16 protein-coding genes and 1 tRNA gene are annotated in these 18806 nt (G+C 70.4%); 4 read left to right on the plus strand and 13 right to left on the minus strand.

The window, feature by feature from the left end; all coding sequences use genetic code 11:
* Positions 1-9: 9 nt before the first annotated feature.
* The 9 genes from lspA to rplU all read right to left on the minus strand — a co-directional run bounded on the left by lspA (position 10) and on the right by rplU (position 9908).
* Complete coding sequence (gene lspA / locus BLP95_RS15020) at positions 10-549, minus strand: signal peptidase II (RefSeq protein ID WP_245678776.1); 540 nt, start codon at positions 547-549, stop codon at positions 10-12.
* A gap of 10 nt (positions 550-559) precedes the next feature.
* Positions 560-3406 (minus strand): isoleucine--tRNA ligase, encoded by a 2847-nt coding sequence (ileS, locus tag BLP95_RS15025; protein WP_176760312.1) that lies wholly within the window; start codon positions 3404-3406, stop codon positions 560-562.
* A gap of 10 nt (positions 3407-3416) precedes the next feature.
* Positions 3417-4469, minus strand: a complete 1053-nt coding sequence (gene ribF / locus BLP95_RS15030; RefSeq protein WP_089680802.1) for a bifunctional riboflavin kinase/FAD synthetase — start codon at positions 4467-4469, stop codon at positions 3417-3419.
* Between the two features lie 222 nt (positions 4470-4691).
* Positions 4692-6215 carry a murein biosynthesis integral membrane protein MurJ gene (murJ, locus tag BLP95_RS15035; protein WP_089680886.1) on the minus strand — a complete coding sequence of 508 codons (1524 nt, stop codon included), beginning with the start codon at positions 6213-6215 and terminating at the stop codon, positions 4692-4694.
* A 200-nt stretch (positions 6216-6415) separates the two neighbouring features.
* Positions 6416-6682, minus strand: a complete 267-nt coding sequence (gene rpsT, locus BLP95_RS15040) for a 30S ribosomal protein S20 (protein ID WP_089680804.1) — start codon at positions 6680-6682, stop codon at positions 6416-6418.
* Positions 6683-6880: 198 nt separating this feature from the next.
* Positions 6881-8020, minus strand: a complete 1140-nt coding sequence (gene proB, locus BLP95_RS15045; protein WP_089680806.1) for a glutamate 5-kinase — start codon at positions 8018-8020, stop codon at positions 6881-6883.
* Between the two features lie 13 nt (positions 8021-8033).
* Positions 8034-9221 (minus strand): Obg family GTPase CgtA, encoded by a 1188-nt coding sequence (cgtA, locus tag BLP95_RS15050; protein ID WP_089680807.1) that lies wholly within the window; start codon positions 9219-9221, stop codon positions 8034-8036.
* A gap of 85 nt (positions 9222-9306) precedes the next feature.
* Positions 9307-9564, minus strand: coding sequence for a 50S ribosomal protein L27 (gene rpmA / locus BLP95_RS15055; RefSeq protein WP_023006956.1), 258 nt, complete (start codon positions 9562-9564; stop codon positions 9307-9309).
* 32 nt (positions 9565-9596) lie between these two features.
* Positions 9597-9908 (minus strand): 50S ribosomal protein L21, encoded by a 312-nt coding sequence (gene rplU / locus BLP95_RS15060; RefSeq protein WP_089680809.1) that lies wholly within the window; start codon positions 9906-9908, stop codon positions 9597-9599.
* A gap of 303 nt (positions 9909-10211) precedes the next feature.
* Between rplU and ispB the strand changes: the two genes are divergently transcribed.
* A complete protein-coding gene (gene ispB / locus BLP95_RS15065) occupies positions 10212-11210 on the plus strand; it encodes an octaprenyl diphosphate synthase (protein WP_089680811.1) in 999 nt (332 codons plus the stop codon).
* Between the two features lie 85 nt (positions 11211-11295).
* Positions 11296-11372: transfer RNA gene (locus BLP95_RS15070), tRNA-Pro, on the plus strand.
* A gap of 108 nt (positions 11373-11480) precedes the next feature.
* Here the strand turns inward: BLP95_RS15070 and BLP95_RS15075 are convergent.
* The 3 genes from BLP95_RS15075 to BLP95_RS15085 all read right to left on the minus strand — a co-directional run bounded on the left by BLP95_RS15075 (position 11481) and on the right by BLP95_RS15085 (position 13765).
* Positions 11481-11933: a universal stress protein gene (locus BLP95_RS15075; protein ID WP_023006959.1), complete on the minus strand. Its 453-nt coding sequence runs from the start codon at positions 11931-11933 to the stop codon at positions 11481-11483.
* 124 nt (positions 11934-12057) lie between these two features.
* Positions 12058-13536: an SLC13 family permease gene (locus tag BLP95_RS15080; RefSeq protein ID WP_089680813.1), complete on the minus strand. Its 1479-nt coding sequence runs from the start codon at positions 13534-13536 to the stop codon at positions 12058-12060.
* On the minus strand, positions 13526-13765 hold the full coding sequence (locus BLP95_RS15085) for a hypothetical protein (RefSeq protein WP_089680815.1): 240 nt from the start codon (positions 13763-13765) through the stop codon (positions 13526-13528). Before BLP95_RS15085 ends, BLP95_RS15080 begins: the two co-directional genes overlap by 11 nt.
* A 145-nt stretch (positions 13766-13910) precedes the next feature.
* Here BLP95_RS15085 and BLP95_RS15090 point away from each other — a divergent pair, with 145 nt between their 5' ends.
* Entirely contained in the window at positions 13911-14711 is an 801-nt protein-coding gene (locus BLP95_RS15090; protein WP_089680817.1) for a TlpA disulfide reductase family protein, read from the plus strand.
* Positions 14712-14902: 191 nt separating this feature from the next.
* Entirely contained in the window at positions 14903-17851 is a 2949-nt protein-coding gene (gene rapA / locus BLP95_RS15095; RefSeq protein WP_089680819.1) for an RNA polymerase-associated protein RapA, read from the plus strand.
* Here the strand turns inward: rapA and BLP95_RS15100 are convergent.
* Positions 17848-18753 carry a TIGR01777 family oxidoreductase gene (locus tag BLP95_RS15100; RefSeq protein WP_089680821.1) on the minus strand — a complete coding sequence of 302 codons (906 nt, stop codon included), beginning with the start codon at positions 18751-18753 and terminating at the stop codon, positions 17848-17850. The genes rapA and BLP95_RS15100 overlap by 4 nt on opposite strands.
* Between the last annotated feature and the right edge of the window lie 53 nt (positions 18754-18806).

Consider the following 18806-nt stretch of genomic DNA (forward strand, 5'->3'; position numbering starts at 1 on the left):
AATCAGTGGTCAGCTACGCTTCCGCGCGCGGCGCTTCTCGCCGACCACGGATTCCCAGATCAGGCCGATGGCGCCGACGGTGATGCCGATGTCCGCCACGTTGAACGCCGGGTAGTACCAGCCCGCCGCGTGGAAGGAGAGGAAGTCCACCACGTAGCCGTGCACCAGGCGGTCGTAGAGGTTGCCCAGGGCGCCGCCGATGATCAGCGCCAGCGAGGCCGCCAGCAGCGTCTCGTCCGCCCTGAGGCGGCGCATCCAGATCGTCAGGCCGATGCTCGCCCCCACCGCGATGGCGGCGAAGAACCAGCGCTGCCAGCCGGGATGGTCGGCCAGGAAGCTGAAGGCCGCGCCGGTGTTGTGCAGCAGCGTCAGGTCGAAGAAGGGCAGCACCTCCACCGGCCGGGCGTAGTCGAGCCAGGCACTGGCGGCGGTCTTGGTGGCGAGGTCCAGCACGATCACCGCCAGCGCCAGCCACAGCCAGCGCAGCGGCTGGCGCATGGGAGCCCGCTCGGGGGCGCCCTGCTCACCTTGCGTGTCGCCCGTGGCCATGGCCTCACCCTTACGCATAGCGGCGCGTTTCGCCGGGACCATCCGGCAGGTTGCTGATGCAGCGGTTGCAGAGGTCCGGGTGCTCGGGGTGGGTGCCCACCTCCTCGCGGTGGTGCCAGCAGCGCTCGCACTTGTTGTTGGGGCTCTCGACCACCGCCACCTTGAGGCCATCAAGCTCGGTGGCCTCGGCGCCCTCTCCTTCACCCTCGGCCTCGGCCAGCGGCCTGAGGGTCACCTCGCTGGTCAGCATCACGAAGCGCAGCTCCTCGCCCAGCTTGGCCAGGGTGGCGTGCAGCGCGTCGTCCACGTAGAGGGTGACCTCGGCGGCCAGGCTGCCCTTGATCACCTTGGCGTTGCGGGCATCCTCCAGGCACTTGTTGACCGCCTGCTTGACGGTGAGCACCCGCTCCCAGAAGTCGCGGCCCATCTCGGCGTCGTCGGCGAGCGTGGCAAGGCCGGTGTAGTACTCCTCGAGCAGCACGCTGTCGCCGCGCGCGCCGGGGATATGCTCGTAGATCTCCTCGGCGGTGAACGAGAGGATCGGTGCCACCCAGCGCGAGAGCGCCTCCACCACGTGGTAAAGGGCGGTCTGGGCGCTGCGCCGCGCCACCGAGTCGGCCTGGGTGGTGTACTGGCGATCCTTGATCACGTCCAGGTAGAAGCCGCCCAACTCCCGGGCGCAGAAGCCGTGCACCTGCTGGTAGACGTCGAGGAAGCGGTACTCCTCATAGGCCTTCTGGATGCGCGCCTGCAGCTGGGCGGCGCGGTCCACCACCCACTGGTCCAGGGCCAGCATCTCGCCGAAGGGCAGCGCGTCGCGCGCCGGGTCGAAGCCGTTGAGGTTGGCCAGCAGGAAACGCGCGGTGTTGCGGATACGCCGGTAGACATCGGCGGTGCGCTTGAGGATCTCGTCGGAGACCGCCATCTCGCCGGAGTAGTCGGTGGAGGCGGTCCACAGGCGCAGGATGTCGGCGCCGAGCTTGTCCATCACCTCCTGGGGCGCCACCACGTTGCCCACCGACTTGGACATCTTGCGGCCCTGGGCGTCCACGGTGAAGCCGTGGGTGAGCAGGCCGCGGTACGGCGGGTGGCCGTCCATGGCGCAGCCGGTGAGCAGCGAGGAGTGGAACCAGCCGCGGTGCTGGTCGGAGCCCTCCAGGTACAGATCCGCCCGCGGGCCGCTCTCGTGGCCATGGGGGTGTGAGCCGCGCAGCACGTGACGATGAGTGGTGCCGGAGTCGAACCACACGTCCAGGGTGTCGGTCACCTTCTCGTAGTCGGCGGCCTCCTCGCCCAGCAGCTCCGCGGGGTCGAGGCGGAACCAGGCGTCGATGCCCTCGGCCTCAACGCGCTTGGCGGCCTCCTCCATCAGTGCCACGGTGCGCGGGTGCAGCTCGCCGGTGGACTTGTGCAGGAAGAAGGGGATCGGCACGCCCCAGTTGCGCTGGCGCGAGATGCACCAGTCCGGGCGGTTGGCGATCATGCTGTGCAGGCGCGCCTGGCCCCAGGCCGGGGTGAAGGTGGTGGCCTCGATGCCCTCAAGCGCCCGCTCGCGCAGGGTCCTGCCGTCCTTCCCTTGCACGTCCATGCCCACGAACCACTGGGCGGTGGCGCGATAGATCACCGGGGTCTTGTGGCGCCAGCAGTGCATGTAGCTGTGGGTGATCGGGGTATGGGCCATCAGCGCGCCCACCTCGTCGAGCTTGGCGACGATCTGCGGATTGGCCTTCCAGATCATCTGGCCGCCGAAGAACGGCAGGTCGTCGGCGTAGACGCCATCGCCCTGCACCGGGTTGAGCATCTCGTCGAAGCTCATGCCGTGCTCGCGGCAGGTGACGAAGTCATCCACGCCGTAGGAGGGGGCGGAGTGGACGATGCCGGTGCTGCCCACCTCGCTCTCCACGTAGTCGGCGAGATACACCGGCGAGAAGCGCTCATAGAAGGGGTGACGGAAGCGGATGCCGTCGAAGGCCTCGCCCCGGGCGGTGGCGATCACCTCGCCCTCAAGGCCGTAGCGCGCAAGGCACGATTCCACCAGCTCCTCGGCCAGCACCAGCAGGCGGCTGCCGGTGTCCACCAGGGCATAGGTGAACTCGGGGTGCATGTTGAGCGCCTGGTTGGCGGGGATGGTCCAGGGAGTGGTGGTCCAGATGACGATGGCGGCGGGCTTGGGCAGCTCGCCCAGACTGAAGGCGCCGGCCAGGCGGTCGGCATCCTCCACCGCGAAGGCGACGTCGATGGCGTCGGAGCGCTTGTCCTGGTACTCCACCTCGGCCTCGGCCAGCGCCGAGCCGCAGTCGAAGCACCAGTTGACGGGCTTCAGGCCCTTGAAGACGTAGCCCGCCTCGACCATCTCGGCCAGGGCGCGGATCTCGCCGGCCTCGTTGGCGAAGTCCATGGAGCGGTAGGGGTTGTCCCAGTCGCCCACCACGCCCAGGCGCACGAAGTCCTTGAGCTGGCCCTGGATCTGCTCGGCGGCATACTCGCGGCACAGCTCGCGGGCGCGCTCGGGCGCCAGTCGCTTGCCATGGGTGGTCTCCACCTTGTGCTCGATGGGCAGGCCGTGGCAGTCCCAGCCGGGCACGTAGGGGGCATCGAAGCCGGCCAGGTTCTTCGACTTGACGATGATGTCCTTGAGGATCTTGTTGACGGCGTGACCGATATGGATGCTGCCATTGGCGTAGGGAGGGCCATCGTGCAGCACGAACAGCTCCCGGCCGCGGCGCGCCTCGCGCAGGCGGTGGTAGAGGTCCAGTTGCTGCCACTGCGCCAGCCGCTCGGGCTCGCGCTTGGGCAACATGCCGCGCATCGGGAAGTCGGTTTCTGGCAGGTTCAGAGTGGGCTTGTAGTCGCTCATATCCTGGGGGTCAGCCGTCGTCATGGTCGGCGGGCGCGCCCGCCGAGGAATCGAGTGTCACGGCCTCGCGCGCCAGCGGCGCCGATGCCAGAGGAAGGGAAGCGTCATTACCGAAGCCTTCGGGGTGCGGTAAAGGATGCTGCGAGAAGTAGCTCCGGGCGCGCTCGAGGTCGAGGCCGATCTGGTGCTTCAGGGCCGCGAAGTCGTCGAACTTCACCTCGCCGCGCAGCTTGGCGCAGGGCAACACCGCCAGGCGCTCGCCGTAGAGGTCGCCGTCGAAGTCGAACAGGTGCACCTCCAGCACCGGCCGGGTGCTGCCCACCGTGGGGCGCCAGCCGATATTGGCCACGCCGGGCAGGCGGCGCCCGTCGGGCAGCTCGCTGATCACCGCATAGACCCCCTGCAGGGCCAGGGAGCGCACCGGCTGGGGCAGGTTGGCGGTGGGCACGCCGATGGTGCGGCCGAGCTTCTGGTCCGCCACCACCCGGCCACCCAGGCGATAGGGGCGACCCATCAGCCGGGCGGCGGCCTCGAAGTTGCCGCTGGCCAGCAGGGTGCGGACGCGGGTGCTGGAGACGCGCTCGTCGTCGACGGTAAAGGTACGGGTGTGTTCCACGCCGAAGCCATGGGCCTCGCCCACCGCGGTGAGCAGGTGGAAGTCGCCCCGCCGGTCGCAGCCGAAGCGGAAGTCGTCGCCCACCACCAGGTGGCGCACGCCCAGCCCCTCGATCAGCACGCGGCGGATGAAGGCCTCGGCGGTCAGGCTGCGCAGGGCGTCGTTGAAGGGCAGGCAGAGCACCCGCTCGACCCCCGCCTCGCCCAGTAAGCGCACCTTGTCGCGCAGGCGGGTGAGCCGCGGCGGGGCCTGCTCGCCGGCGAAGAACTCCCGGGGCTGGGGCTCGAACACCACCACCGTCACCGGCAGGCCGAGACGCGCCGCCTGCTCGCGACACTGCTCGAGGATCGCCTGATGGCCCAGGTGCACGCCATCGAAGTTGCCGATGGTGGCCACGCAGCCGCGGTGCTCGTCGCGCAGGTTGTGCAGTCCTCGGATCACTTGCATGGCGTGGTAGAGCCCCGCTCGGCGTCGGTTGGGTGGTCAAATCGTCGATTATACCGGACAGCCGGCCCCTTGACAGCCGGGCCGGGCGACGGCAAGGCCATGTTGCTCGTCGAGGAGGCGCTGTAAATCCCTCCCTGGAAGCTACCGACGCCATCCCTGGCGTAGGACCTCCTCTTCAGCCTGTCCCCAGCGCCCCTCGCCACGTGGCAGCCACGGAGGTACTTAACTCTTCATCCGGAAGTGGCGCAGGCGCACCCCGGTGGCGGCCAGCCAGGCGAAGTAGAGCGCCGCACCGCCGACCACCAGGGCGGCCAGCCAGGCGACACGCTGCCAGATCCCCCAGCCGAGCCACGCCTGCCACTCCGGCGCGGCCCAGGCGAGCGCCAGCCCCATCACCGCGCAGCCGCCCAGCAGCTGTACCGCGTAGCGCCCCCAGCCGGGCTGGAACACCAGCACGCCCTGCTTCCTGAGCAGCCAGCCCAGCAGGCCGGCGTTAAGGAAGGCCGAGAGCGCGGTGGCCAGCGCTAGGCCGGCGTGGGCCAGCGGCCAGATCAGCAGCAGGTTGAACACCATGTTGGCGACCATGGCGACGATGCCCACCTTCACCGGTGTCTTGGTGTCCTGGCGGGCGAAGAAGCCCGGCGCCAGCACCTTGATCAGCATGAAGGCCACCAGGCCCAGCGAGTAGGCGCGCAGGCTCATCGCCGCCATGGCGATGTCGCGCTCGGTCATCGCGCCGTAGTGGAACAACGCGATCAGCAGCGGCTCGGCGAGCAGCGCCAGGGCCAGGGCCGCCGGCAGCCCCAGCAGCAGCACGGCGCGGATCGCCCAGTCGAGCATGGCGCTGAAGTGCTCGCCGGACTGCTCTGCATGGCGGCGGGAGAGCGCCGGCAGGATCACGGTGCCGATGGCGATGCCGAACACCCCCAGCGGCAGCTCCACCAGGCGGTCGGAGTAGTAGAGCCAGGAGACGCTGCCCGCCGCAAGCAGCGAGGCGAGCACGGTGTCCAGCAGCAGGTTGATCTGGGAGACAGAGACACCGAACAGCGCCGGGGCCATCAGCGCCATGATCCGCCTGACGCCGGGGTGGGCGAAGCTGGGCCAGGGCCGCGGCATCAGCCCCAGTCGCACCAGGAAGGGCACCTGGAAGGCGAGCTGGGCCATGCCGGCGATCAGCACGCCCCAGGCCAGCGCCATGGCCGGCTGCTCGAACAGCGGTGTCAGCAGCAGCGCCGCGCCGATCAGCGAGAGGTTGAGCAGCACCGGGGTGAAGGCCGGCACCGCGAAGCGGTTCCAGGTGTTGAGCACGCTACCGGCGAACGCCGTCAGCGAGATCAGCAGCAGGTAGGGGAAGGTGAGGCGCAGCATGTCGGCGGTGAGCGCCAGCTTGGCCGGGTCGCGGCCGAAGCCGGGGGCGAAGACCCACACCAGCCAGGGGGCGGCGAACATGGCCAGCGCCGTAAGCAGGAAGAGCACCGCGGCGAGGCTGCCGGCGACGGCGTCCAGCAGCTCGCGCACCTCGCGCCGGCTGCCGCGGGTGGCGGCCTCCGAGAGCACCGGCACGAAGGCCTGGTTGAAGGCGCCCTCGGCGAACAGCCGGCGCATGAAGTTGGGGATCTTAAAGGCGACGAAGAAGGCGTCCGCCCCCTGCCCCGCGCCGAATAGCGCGGCGATCACCACGTCGCGGGCCAACCCCATCACCCGCGAGAGCATGGTCATCACGCTGACCACCAGGCCCGAGCGCATCAGCCCACCGGCCTTGGGGGCCACCACCTTGTCGCTCTCCTCCACCGGCACCGGCGGCTGCTCGCGTTCCGTCACGTCTCTGTCCTCACCCTGCCCCGGGCCTGAACGCGCCGGGAAAACGGCCACAAAAAAACCGGCCGCAGCCGGTTTCTTCACGAGGCGCGCCACCCGGGCGGCGCCTCGATGGCATCGGACCGGCTTCAGGCAGCCAGGGCCTTGATGCGCTTGTTCAGGCGGCTCTTCATGCGCGCGGCCTTCTTCTTGGAGAGCACGTCCTTGTCGGCGATACGGTCGATGACCGGCTGCGCCTGCTGTAAGGCTGCCATGGCGGTGGCGTGATCGCCGCCGTTGATGGCCTTGATGACGCGCTTCACGTAGGTGCGGACCATGCTGCGCTGGCTGGCCTTCAGGACACGACGACCTTCGGCCTGACGGGCGCGCTTGCGAGCTTGCTTGCTGTTTGCCACTTGCTGTCTCCTTGGAGATTCTTCGCCGCCCGTGTGGTGACGGCTTGGATAACGTATTGATCCGGCAGGAAGGTCGGAGCCTTTCCGCCGGCCTGGCCATCTGGCCGACCGCCGAAAATCGGCGATCGTTCACGGGCCGTGTCTGAGAGGATGGCGCATCCTACCACAGCCCGCATCGCCCTTGCTATAGCGCCAGGTCTAGAGCACCACCAGGTTGTCGCGGTGGATCAGCTCCGGCGCCTCCATGAAGCCGAGGATGCCCGCGATCTGGTGGCTGGGTCGGCCGAGGATGCGCAGGGCGTCATCCACCCCGTAGTTGACCAGCCCCTTGGCCACCCGCTCGCCGGCCTCGTCGACGCACAGCACCATGTCGCCGCGCACGAAGTTGCCGGCGGCGGCCTTGACCCCCACCGGCAGCAGGCTGGAGCCCCGGCTGCGCAGCACCTTCACCGCCCCGGCATCCAGGGTCAGGGTGCCGCGCACCTGCAGCTGGCCGGCCAGCCAGCGCTTGCGCGCCGCCATGGGTTCGCGCTCGGGGAACAGCAGGGTACCCAGCCGCTCGCCCTCGATCAGCCGGGTCAGCACCTCGGCCTGGCGCCCGCCGGCGATGGCGGTCACCGCGCCGGAGCGTGCCGCCAGGCGCGCGGCGCGCACCTTGGTGGCCATGCCGCCGCGTCCCAGCGCCCCGCCACCACCGGCCACCGCCGCCAGCGCCGGGTCGTCGGCGCGCCCCTCGCGGATAAGCCGCGCCTCGGGGTGGTGGCGGGGGTCGGCGTCGAAGAGCCCGTCCTGGTCGGTGAGGATCACCAGGGCGTCGGCCTCCAGCAGGTTGGCCACCAGGGCGCCCAGGGTGTCGTTGTCGCCGAAGCGGATCTCGTCGGTGACCACGGTGTCGTTCTCGTTGACCACCGGCACCACCCGCAGGTCCACCAGGGTGCGCAGCGCCGAGCGCGCGTTGAGGTAACGCTTGCGGTTGGAGAGGTCGTCATGGGTGAGCAGCACCTGGGCGGTGAGCAGGCCGTGGCGGGCGAAGTGCCCCTCGTAGCACTCGGTGAGGCCGTTCTGGCCCACCGCGGCGGCGGCCTGCAGCTGGTGCACCGCCGAGGGGCGCACCTGCCAGCCGAGCCGCACCATGCCGGCGGCCACCGCCCCGGAGGAGACCAGCACCACCTCGATGCCGCGGCGATGCAGCGCGGCGATCTGGTCCACCCAGCCGCCGATCGCCGCCTCGTCGAGGCCACGGCCGTCGTTGGTCAGCAGCGCACTGCCGATCTTCACCACCACCCGGCGGGCGCCGACCAGCGCCTCGCGACTCATCACCTGCCCGTTGCGTTCCATTCGCTCTCGTTCCTCAGGGCGCGTATTCGACCTCGACGTCGTAGTCGTCGTCATCGAAATCGTCATCATCCTCGTCGGCCGGCTTGCGCTTGCGACCAAGCCGCGCCTCGGTGCGGGCCACCGCCTCGTCCTCCATGCGTGCGCGCATCTCGCGGGCACGCTCGGCGGCCTCCTCGTCCTCGTTCTCCAGACGGCGCTGCTCGGTCAGCCAGCGGTGGGCGGCCTGCACCAGGGCGTCGGTGCCGTCGCCGGAGATCGCCGAGATGCGGAACACCGGGCCTTGCCAGCCCAGGCGGCGCACGATCTCGTCGGCCTTCGCCTGGCGCTCGTCTTCCGGGAGCAGGTCGAGCTTGTTGAGCACCAGCCAGCGCGGCAGCTCGGCCAGGGTCGGCGAGAACTCGCCCAGCTCGTGGGCGATCGCCTCGGCGGCCGCCACCGGGTCGGACTCGTCGAAGGGCGCCACGTCCACCACGTGGAACAGCAGCCGGGTGCGGGTCAGGTGCTTGAGGAAGCGCAGCCCCAGGCCGGCCCCCTCGGAGGCCCCCTCGATCAGCCCCGGCACGTCGGCCATCACGAAGTGCTCGTGCATGCCCAGCTTCACCACCCCCAGGTTGGGCACCAGGGTGGTGAAGGGGTAGTTGGCGACCTTGGGCTTGGCCGCGGAGACGGCGCGGATCAGCGTCGACTTGCCGGCGTTGGGCAGGCCCAGCAGGCCGACGTCGGCCATCACCTTCATCTCCAGGCGCAGGTTGCGGCGCTCGCCCTCGGTACCGGGCGTGGTGCGCCGCGGCGCGCGGTTGGTGGAGGACTTGAAGTGGATGTTGCCGAGCCCGCGGCGCCCACCCTGGGCCACCAGCACCACCTGGCCGATCTCGGTGACGTCGGCGATCACCTCCAGGGTGTCCTCGTCGATCACCGTGGTGCCCACCGGCACCTTGACGTGGAGGTCCTCGCCGGCCCTGCCGCTCATCTGGCGGCCCATGCCGGGCTGGCCGTTCTGGGCCTTGTAGAAGCGCTGGTACTTGAAGTCGATCAGGGTGTTGAGGGCGTCGTCACCGATCAGGTAGACGCTGCCGCCATGCCCGCCGTCGCCGCCATCGGGGCCACCCTTGGGCACGTACTTCTCGCGGCGGAAGCTGAGGCAGCCATTGCCCCCCTTGCCGGCCTCCACGATGATCGAGGCTTCGTCGACGAACTGCATCTGTCACTCTCCTGACGGCATATGCCGTCATGATACAAGAAGGCCCCGCCGTGGCGGGGCCTTCTTGCGGCAAGGGTCAAGCGTCTCAGGCGGAGACGACGCTGACGAACTTGCGGTTCTTCGGACCCTTGGTCTCGAACTTGACCACGCCGTCGCTCAGGGCGAACAGGGTGTGGTCACGGCCGAGGCCGACGCCGGTACCGGCGTGGAACTTGGTGCCGCGCTGGCGAACGATGATGTTGCCGGCGGTGACGGCCTGGCCACCGAACAGCTTCACGCCAAGGCGCTTGGATTCGGAATCGCGACCGTTACGGGTAGAGCCCGCTGCCTTCTTATGTGCCATGGAATAAACCTCCGTTCAGGGGGATGGACCGCTTAGGCGGAGATCCCGGTGATCTTGACTTCGGTGAACCACTGACGGTGGCCCTGACGCTTCATGTGGTGCTTGCGGCGACGGAACTTAATGATGGTGACCTTGTCGCCACGGCCGTGGGACACGACCTCCGCGGAGACCTTGGCACCCTCGACCAGCGGCGCGCCGACCTTGACATCGTCCTCGTTGCCGACCAGCAGCACCTCGTCGAAATCGATGGACTCGCCGGTGGGCACCTCGATCTTCTCGAGCTTGAGGGTCTGGCCTTCCTGAACGCGGTACTGCTTGCCACCGCTCTTGATAACTGCGTACATGCTTCTCTCTCCAGGACTCATCGGGTTGGGCTCTTCGTCGGCCTGCTTCGAGTGGCGCCCCTTTCGGCAACCATCTGACAGGGAGCGAGATGAGTGGGCCGCGTAGTATAGCGATCTCCCGCCGGCCGGACAACCATCCGCCCGCCCCTGCCGTGCCATCGCCCACGGCCTCCACCGCCGGGCGGTGAAAGCCTCCTCCGGCGCGCCTTGACGCCCCCGAGGGGGCCCCCTAGCATGGCCGGCAATCCAAGGCCAGAGGGGGCCGCCCCGCCCCGGCCCCCACCGACCGTCGACGTAGCCTCCATGCCCACCCACGCCACCGCCTCCGACACCGCCGCCCCCTCGCCGATCCACGCCGCCGTGGCCGAGGACTTCGCCGCCGTCAACCGCACCATCAAGGCCCAGCTGGGCTCGCGCATCCCGCTGGTCGAGACCATCGGCCAGTACATCATCGCCAGCGGCGGCAAGCGGCTGCGCCCGCTGCTGGTGCTGCTGGCCGCCCGGGCGCTGGGCTACCAGGGCGAACGGCACGTCACCCTGGCCACCCTGATCGAGTTCATGCACACCTCCACCCTGCTGCACGACGACGTGGTGGACGAGTCGCACCTGCGCCGCGGCAAGGCCACCGCCAACGATGCCTGGGGCAACGCCCCCTCGGTGCTGGTGGGCGACTTCCTCTACTCGCGCTCCTTCCAGATGATGGTGGAGGTGGGCTCCATGCGGATCATGGACGTGCTCTCCTCGGCCACCTGCGTGATCGCCGAGGGCGAGGTGCAGCAGCTCACCAACGTCGGCAACCCGGACATCGACGAGGCGGCCTACTTCGAGACCATCCAGGGCAAGACGGCGATGCTCTTCGAGGCGGCCAGCCACAGCGGCGCCATCCTCGCCGAGGCCACCCCGGAGCAGGAGGCCGCGCTGCAGTACTACGGTCGCTACCTGGGCCTGGCCTTCCAGCTGATCGATGACCTGCTCGACTACCAGGGCGACGCCGAGGCGATGGGCAAGAACGTCGGCGACGACCTGGCCGAGGGCAAGCCCACCCTGCCGCTGATCCAGGCCATGGCACAGGGCACCCCGGAGCAGGCAAAGCTGATCCGCCGGGCGATCCGCCAGGGCGGCCTCGACCACCTCCAAGAGGTGCTGGAGATCATCGACGCCACCGGCGCCCTGGCCTATACGCGCAGCCGCGCCGAGGAGATGGCCGACCTCGCCCTGGCCCAGCTCGAGGCGCTGCCGCCCAGCCCCTACCGCGACAGCATGGCCGAGCTGGCCCGCCTGGCGGTGGACCGGCAGGCGTAAAAACGCCCGCCCACGGGCTTGCATTCCGGCCGCGCTTGCGTAAAATACGCTGCGTCGAAGAGGCAACCCCTCGCGAGAACGACATCGGAGTATAGCTCAGCTTGGTAGAGCGCTGCCTTCGGGAGGCAGAGGTCGTAGGTTCGAATCCTGCTACTCCGACCAACGAATTCAAGGCCTTGCGGATCACCGCAAGGCCTTTTTCGTTGTCCGGCATGCCGGCCGCCGCACGCCCCTGACGCCCGAAGGCAGGGGGCGCGAGTTCGAGAGCCGTCAGGTCACGGTGATCACGCCGCAGCCGGCGGTGTGGCTGACCTTGTGGGAGACGCTGCCGAACACCATGCCGCGCACGTCGCCGAGGCCGCGGCTGCCCATCACGATGACATCGGCACCGACGCGCTCCGCCTCCTCGGTGATGCGCTCGGCCGGGCGCCCTTGGCGCACGCTCTCCTCCACCGTCAGGTCGCCCAGATCCACCGCTTCGCGGGCCTGGTCGATCACCTTGTGGGCCTCCTCCTTCATGCCCTCGGCAAGCTTCTCGCGCTCCGCCTCGGAGAAGGGCTCGGCGGTACCGCCGGTGAACAGGCCGATATTGTCGGGCGGAAACTCCGCCACCGTCATCAGGTGCAGGGTAGCCTTACCCCCCTGCGCCAGGGAGGCGGCGACCCGCAGCGCCTTGATGGCGTGCTCGGAACCGTCGAGGGGGACCAGGATCCTGGAGTACATGGCGTCGCTCCTGCAGCTGCCGAAGGAAGAGGGGGCGCACGCTGGCGCCGTCTCTCCCAGCATAGTCCGCCGCGCGGAACTCGCCTTGTCCTGCATCAAGGGAGCCCTGTCCGCTGGGCCCTCCTTACAGGGCCCAGCCGAACCCCAGCAGCGGCATCGCCAGGGCGAAGACCACCGCCACGATCACGGCCAGCGCCGCGAGGCTGACCAGGGCGCCGGCGCGCACCATCTCGGCCACGCTGAGCTGACCGCTGGCGAAGACCACAGCATTGGGCGGCGTCGCCACCGGCAGCATGAAGGCGCAGCTGGCGGCCAGGGCCACCGGCACGGAGAGCAGCAGCGGGCTGTGTCCGAGGCTCACCGTCAGCGAGGCGGTGAGCGGCAGGATGGCGGCGGCGGTGGCGGTGTTGCTGGTCACATGGCTCATCGCCATCACCACCAGCGCCACCGCGGCGACCAGCCCCCAGGTCGGCCAGCGGCCGAACACGGCGAGCCCCTCGGCGACCGCCGCGGCCAGGCCGCTGGATTCGATGGCGGCGCCCAGGCTGAGGCCACCGCCCACCATGATCAGCACGCCCCAGGGCAGCTGGGCGGCGGCCTCCCAGTCCATCAGGAACTGGCGCTGGGCCCAGCGCGCCGGCACCACGAACAGCAGCACCGCGGCGGTCACCGCGATGCCGGCGTCGCTCAGCGCCACGCCCAGCCAGGCCTCGAGCAGTGGGCGGAACACCCAGGCCAGGGCGACCAGCACGAAGATGGTGGCCACCCGCCGCTCGGGGTCGGTCATGCGCCCCAGGTCGCGGGCCTGCTCCTCCAGCATGGCGGCCACCCCCGGCAGGGGCTTGCGGCCCAGCGGGTAGATGCGGCGCGTCAGCAGCCACCAGGCCAGCGCCAGCAGCAGCAAGGCCGGCGGCAGCGCCACCGCCATCCACTCGGCGAAGCCGATCTCGATGCCGTAGCTGTCGGCCATGAAGCCGGCCAGCAGGGCGTTGGGCGGGGTGCCGATCAGGGTGCCCATGCCGCCGATGTTGGCGCCCAGGGCGATCCCCAGCAGCAGGGTCAGCGCCAGATGGTGGCTGGCCCCCTCGCCGCCCTGGCGCTTGAGCATCTCCAGCACCGAGAGGCCGATGGGCACCATCAGCGCCGCCGTGGCGGTGTTGCTCACCCACATGCTGAGCCCGGCGGTGGCGACCATGAAGCCCGCCACCAGGTGGTCGGGACGGCGTCCCGCCACGCGCAACACCAGCATGGCGATGCGTCGATGCAGCCCCCAGCGCTGGATCGCCTCGGCCAGCAGGAAGCCGCCCAGGAACAGGAAGATCAGCGGGTTGGCGTAGGGCGCGGCGACCGCCTCGATGGGCGCCACCTCCAGCAGCGGCAGCAGCACCAGCGGCAGCAGCGCCGTGACCGCGATGGGCACCGGCTCCAGCACCCACCAGGCCGCCATCCAGGCGGTGAGGGCCACCACCTGCCAGGCCGCCACGGGGAGCCCCTCGGGTGCCGGCGACACCAGCACCAGGCCCGCCAGCAGGGGGCCCAGCAGCAGGCCCAGCGGCACCTTGAGCCGCGCCAGCCGGGAGGGAGACTCCGTCTCAGTCGTCATCGCCGTCCTCGGCCAGCCGCCGCGCCACCGCCTTGCGCGCCCGGTTGCGCCGGTAGAGCCGCATCAGGGCGATCCACAGCGCCGCCGCCACCATGGCTGCCAGGGTCCAGCCCTGCCAAGGACGGGCGGCATCGCCCATCACCGTTTCCAGGGTGATGATCAGGATGAAGCCCAGCGCCTGGCTGGCGATGGCCAGGGCACGCAGGGTGTCGAAGGCGGTGTTGGCCATGGCGGCTCCCGTTGGCGAGGGTGGCTGTGAGGCGGATGACACTCCCGTCCGCCGGCAGTAGGCTTGGCAGGGTTCCCGGCGGAGGCGCCCCAGTGTAACCGCTCGTCACGCCCCCGCCGACCCTGCCCGCAAGGAGTCACCCCACATGGATGCCATCGCCCTGGGCCCCTTCCTGCTCTCGCTGCCCCGGCTCTATACCTTCGTCGCCGCCCTGCTGCTGATGGGGGCCAGCGCCTGGCTGCTGGGCCTGCCGCGCCGCACCCACACCCGCTGGTTCAACGGCCTGCTGCTGGCCTGGCTGGTGGGCGCGCGCCTCGGCCACGTGGCCCTGAACCTCGACGCCTACGCCAGCGCCCCGCTAGACGCCCTCAAGCTGTGGCAGCCCGGCTATCACGGCCTGTGGGGGCTGATGGCGGGGCTGATCTGGACCGGCTGGGCGCTGCGCGAGCACCTCGGCCGGCTGGTAGGCGCCATGGCCATGCTGGTGGTGGTCTCGGCGCTGTGGCTGGCCACCGTCACCCTGGCGCCCTTCGGTGGGGGCATGGCGCTGACGCGGCTGCCCGACCTGGCCCTGGAGGACCTCGACGGCAACACGGTCAACCTGCAGGCGCTCGAGGGCGAGCGGGTGGTGCTCAACCTGTGGGCCACCTGGTGCCCGCCCTGCCTGCGCGAGATGCCACTGCTCGCCGAGGCCGACGCCCGCGACGACGTCACCGTGGTGGTGGCCAACCAGGGCGAGTCGCTGCTGCAGGTGGTGCGCTACCTGGACGACCAGGGACTCGACTTCCGCTACCCGCTGCTCGACCCCCACCAGGAGCTGATGGTGCTGACCGAATCCCCGGGGCTGCCCACCACGGTGCTGTTCGATGCCGAGGGGCGCGCCGTGGAGCGCCACGTGGGCGAACTCACCCGCGCCCAGCTGGATGGCTGGCTGGGGCGGGAGTAGTAGCCGGGCTATCAAGGTTAGCCATGCGGCAATAGCGAAAGGCGCCGGGAAAGCCTTGAGCTGCGGATAGCCCTGTGAGGCAGTCCCGCGCTTAAGCCGCGCCGGGCTTTGCTGTAAGATACCGCGCCCTTGTCGGGCCGCCCCGTCCCGGTGGCCATGAGCGCACCCTGTTACAGCATCCTCGAGGCATCATGAGCGACTTCTCCCCCGGCCAGCGCTGGATCAGCGATGGCGAGGCCGAACTCGGCCTGGGCACCATCCTCAGCTGCGATGCGCGCAGCGTCACCGTCCTGTTCGGCGCCAGCCAGGAAACCCGCACCTACAGCAGCCGCCAGGCGCCGCTGACCCGGGTGGCCTTCGGCAGCGGCGACCGCATCCGCGCCGCCGAGGGCTGGACGCTGACCGTCGACGACACCAAGGAGGTCGACGGCCTGGTGGTCTACATCGGCGAGGACGACCAGGGCGAGCTGCGCGAGTTGCCCGAGGCGCGCCTCGCCGACAGCATGCAGTTCGACCAGGCCCGCGACCGCCTGCTCACCGGCCAGGTCAACCGCAACGACTGGTTCGACCTGCGCTTCCGCACCCTGCACCACTACCACCGCGTGGAGCAGAACCCGGCGCTGGGCCTGGCCGGACCGCGCATCGACCTGATCCCCCACCAGCTCTACATCGCCGACGAGGTGGCCCGGCGCCACGCCCCGCGGGTGCTGCTGGCCGACGAGGTCGGGCTGGGCAAGACCATCGAGGCGGGCCTGATCCTGCACCGCCTGTTGCTCACCGGCCGCGCCGAGCGGGCGCTGATCCTGGTGCCGGCGAGCCTCACCCACCAGTGGCTGGTGGAGCTGCTGCGCCGCTTCGCCCTGGAGGTGACCCTGCTCGACGAGCAGCAGAGCCAGGCCCACGGCGAGGGCAACCCCTTCGAGGCCGGCCAGCTGGTGCTGGCGAGCCAGGACTGGCTGTTCGCCAACCCCCACCGCCAGGCCCAGGCCGCGGCCTGCGACTGGGACCTGCTGATCGTCGACGAGGCCCACCACCTCGACTGGAGCGAGGAGCAGGTGGGTCCCGGCTACGCCTGCGTGGAGCGTCTGGCCGCCGACAGCGAGGGGGTGCTGCTGCTCACCGCCACCCCGGAGCAGATGGGCCTCGAGAGCCACTTCGCCCGCCTGCGCCTGCTCGACCCTGACCGCTACCACAGCCTTGAGGCCTTCCGCGAGGAGGAGGCCCACTACGTGGAGGTGGCCGAGGCGATCGACGCCCTGGAGCGGCTGCCCGGCCTGGATGCCGACCGCGCGCGCGTCGCCGCGGTGATCGACGAGCCCGACAGCCTGGCGCTGCTGGATACCCTGGCCGACCCCGAGCGCGGTGACGATCAGCATGCAGCCGCCCGCGACCAGCTCCGCGACCAGCTGCTCGACCGCCACGGCACCGGCCGCGTGATGTTCCGCAACAGCCGCCGCCACGTGGGCGGCTTCCCGGAGCGGCGCCTGCATGTCACCGAGCTGGAGCCGCCCGCCGCCTATCGCCGGGTGCTGCGCAAGCTGGCCCGGGACGAGGACTACCTCGACGAGCTGTTGATCGAGACCGGCCTCGACCACCCCGAGGTGCTGGTCTACCTGGACGCCATGTACCGCGCCCTGGCCGACGACCCGCTGAACGGGGAGCCCTGGTGGCAGATCGACCCAAGGGTCAACTGGCTGCTGGAGCGCCTGGCCGACGACGGCGAGGCGGGCCTGGCCGGCGACAAGGTGCTGGTGATCGCCCACGACGCCGAGACCGCCCAGGGGCTGGCCGAGGCGCTGCGCGTGCTGGGCGGCTACCACGCCCCGGTGTTCCACGAGGGGCTCTCGCTGGTGGAACGCGACCGCGCCGCCGCGGCCTTTGCCGACGAGGAGGAGGGCTGCCAGGTGCTGGTGTGCTCGGAGATCGGCTCCGAGGGGCGCAACTTCCAGTTCTGCCGCCACCTGGTGATGTTCGACCTGCCGCTGCACCCTGACCAGCTGGAGCAGCGCATCGGCCGCCTCGACCGCATCGGCCAGCACCACGCCATCGAGCTCCATGTGCCGGTGTTCGCGGGCAGCCCGGGGGAGAAGCTGCTGCGCTGGTACCGCGACGGCATGGACGCCTTCAGCGCCCCCCACGGCATCGGCAGCGAGATCCATGACGCCTTCGGCGACGCCCTGGCCGACGCCCTGCTCGACGACGAGAGCCTCGAGGAGGTGGTGACGGAGACCCGGGCGCTGTTCGAGAGCCGCCTGGCCGAGCGCGATGCCGGCCGCAACCGCCTGCTGGAGCTCAACGCCTGCCGGCACGAGCGGGCCGAGACGGTGGCCGCAGCGATCGGCGAGCTGGACGAGGACCGCGCCCTGCCCCGCTACCTGGACCTGGCGCTGGACATCTTCGGCGTCGACAGCCAGGAGCTCGGCGGTGGCATCCAGCACCTGGTGGCGGGCCCCCAGATGCTCGACGGCCTGCCGGGCCTGGCCAAGGGCGAAGAGGGCTTCTCGGCCACCTTCTCGCGCAGCCGAGCGCTGGCCCGGGACGACGTCCAGCGTCTCTCCTGGGAGCACCCCGTGGTGCGCGAGATGATGGGGCGCATCCTCGACGGCACCATGGGCAACACGGCGCTCGCCCTGCTCAAGCACCCGGCGCTGCCCGCCGGGCGGGTGATGGTGGAGCTGATCTACCGCACCCACTGCCCGGCGCCCCGCAAGCTGCACCTCAACCGCTTCCTGCCGCCCACCGCGGTGCGCGTGCTGCTCGACGAGTCCGGCGCCAACCTCACCGACAAGATCTCCTTCACCGGGCTCTCCAAGAACCTGCAGAAGGTCAAGAAGGCGATGGCCCGGGACCTGATCCGCAGCCGCCTGGAGGTGCTGCGCGAGCTGCTCGACCGCGGCGAGGGCGAGGCGGAGCGCGAGCTGCCCTCCATCGTCGAGGCGGCCCAGGTGCGCATGCGCGACGAGCTGGATGGCGAGCTGGCGCGCCTCACCGCCCTGGCGCGGCGCAACCCGGCGGTGCGCGAGGCGGAGCTCACCGCGCTGCGCGAGGAGCGCGGCGCCCTGGATGCGGCCATCGAGGGGGCACGGCTGCGCCTGGACGCCGTACGGGTCATCGTCACGGTGGGCGACGAGACGCGCTAGCCCAGGATATCGGCCAGGGCGGCCTCCAGCGTCTCGAACTTGAATTCGAAGCCGGCCTCCTGGAGCCGCTTCGGGCGCATGTCGGCACCGGTCAGCAGCAGCCGGGCCATCTCGCCGAAGGCGGTCTCCAGCACGATGGCGGGTACCGGGAAGAGCGCCGGACGCCCCAGCTGCTTCGCCAGGGTGCGGGTGAACTCGGCATTGGTGACCGGACGGGGCGCGCTGCCGTTGAAGGCGCCCTCGAGGTCGTCGCGCTCGAGCAGGAAAAGGATGGCACGCACCAGGTCCTCGCGGTGGATCCAGGGCATGAACTGCTTACCCGTGCCGAAGCGCCCGCCCAGCCCCAGCCTGAAGGGGGGCAGCATCTTCTGGAGGCTGCCGCCGCCCTGGTCCAGCACCAGGCCGATGCGCAGCCGTGCGACCCGCACCCCGAAGGCCTCGGCCTCGCCGGCGGCCTCCTCCCAGCGCCGACAGAGGCGGTGGGCGAACTCGTCGTGGGGTGGCGTCTCCTCGCTCACCTCGCGGTCCCCCTGGTCCCCGTAGTAACCCATGGCCGAGGCCGAGACCAGCACCCCGGGCACCCGCGCACCGGTCTGCTGGAGCTGCTCGCAGAGGCCGACCAGCTCACGGGTGGCATTGAGCCGCGAGTCGAGCAGTTTCTCCTTCTGGCTGTCGCTCCAGCGCTTGGCGGCGATGGACTCCCCGGCCAGGTTGACCAGGGCATCGGGGGGCGTGTCGACGAAGTCCAACGCCGAGCGACGCACGTCGACGCCCTCGGGCAGCCGGCGCCGCGCGGCCTCGGGATCCCGCGAGACCACCTGCACCCGGTGCCCCGCCTCGGCCAGCCGCGGGCATAGCCGCTGGCCCACGAATCCGCTCCCTCCGGTGATCAGCACGCGCATCTGGGTCTCCTCGTATCCGCGATGAGTTATACAGCTGTTGTACACTTCTGCTA

The sequence above is a fragment of the Halomonas shengliensis genome (genome assembly GCF_900104135.1).
Classification (GTDB): Bacteria; Pseudomonadota; Gammaproteobacteria; order Pseudomonadales; family Halomonadaceae; genus Halomonas; species Halomonas shengliensis.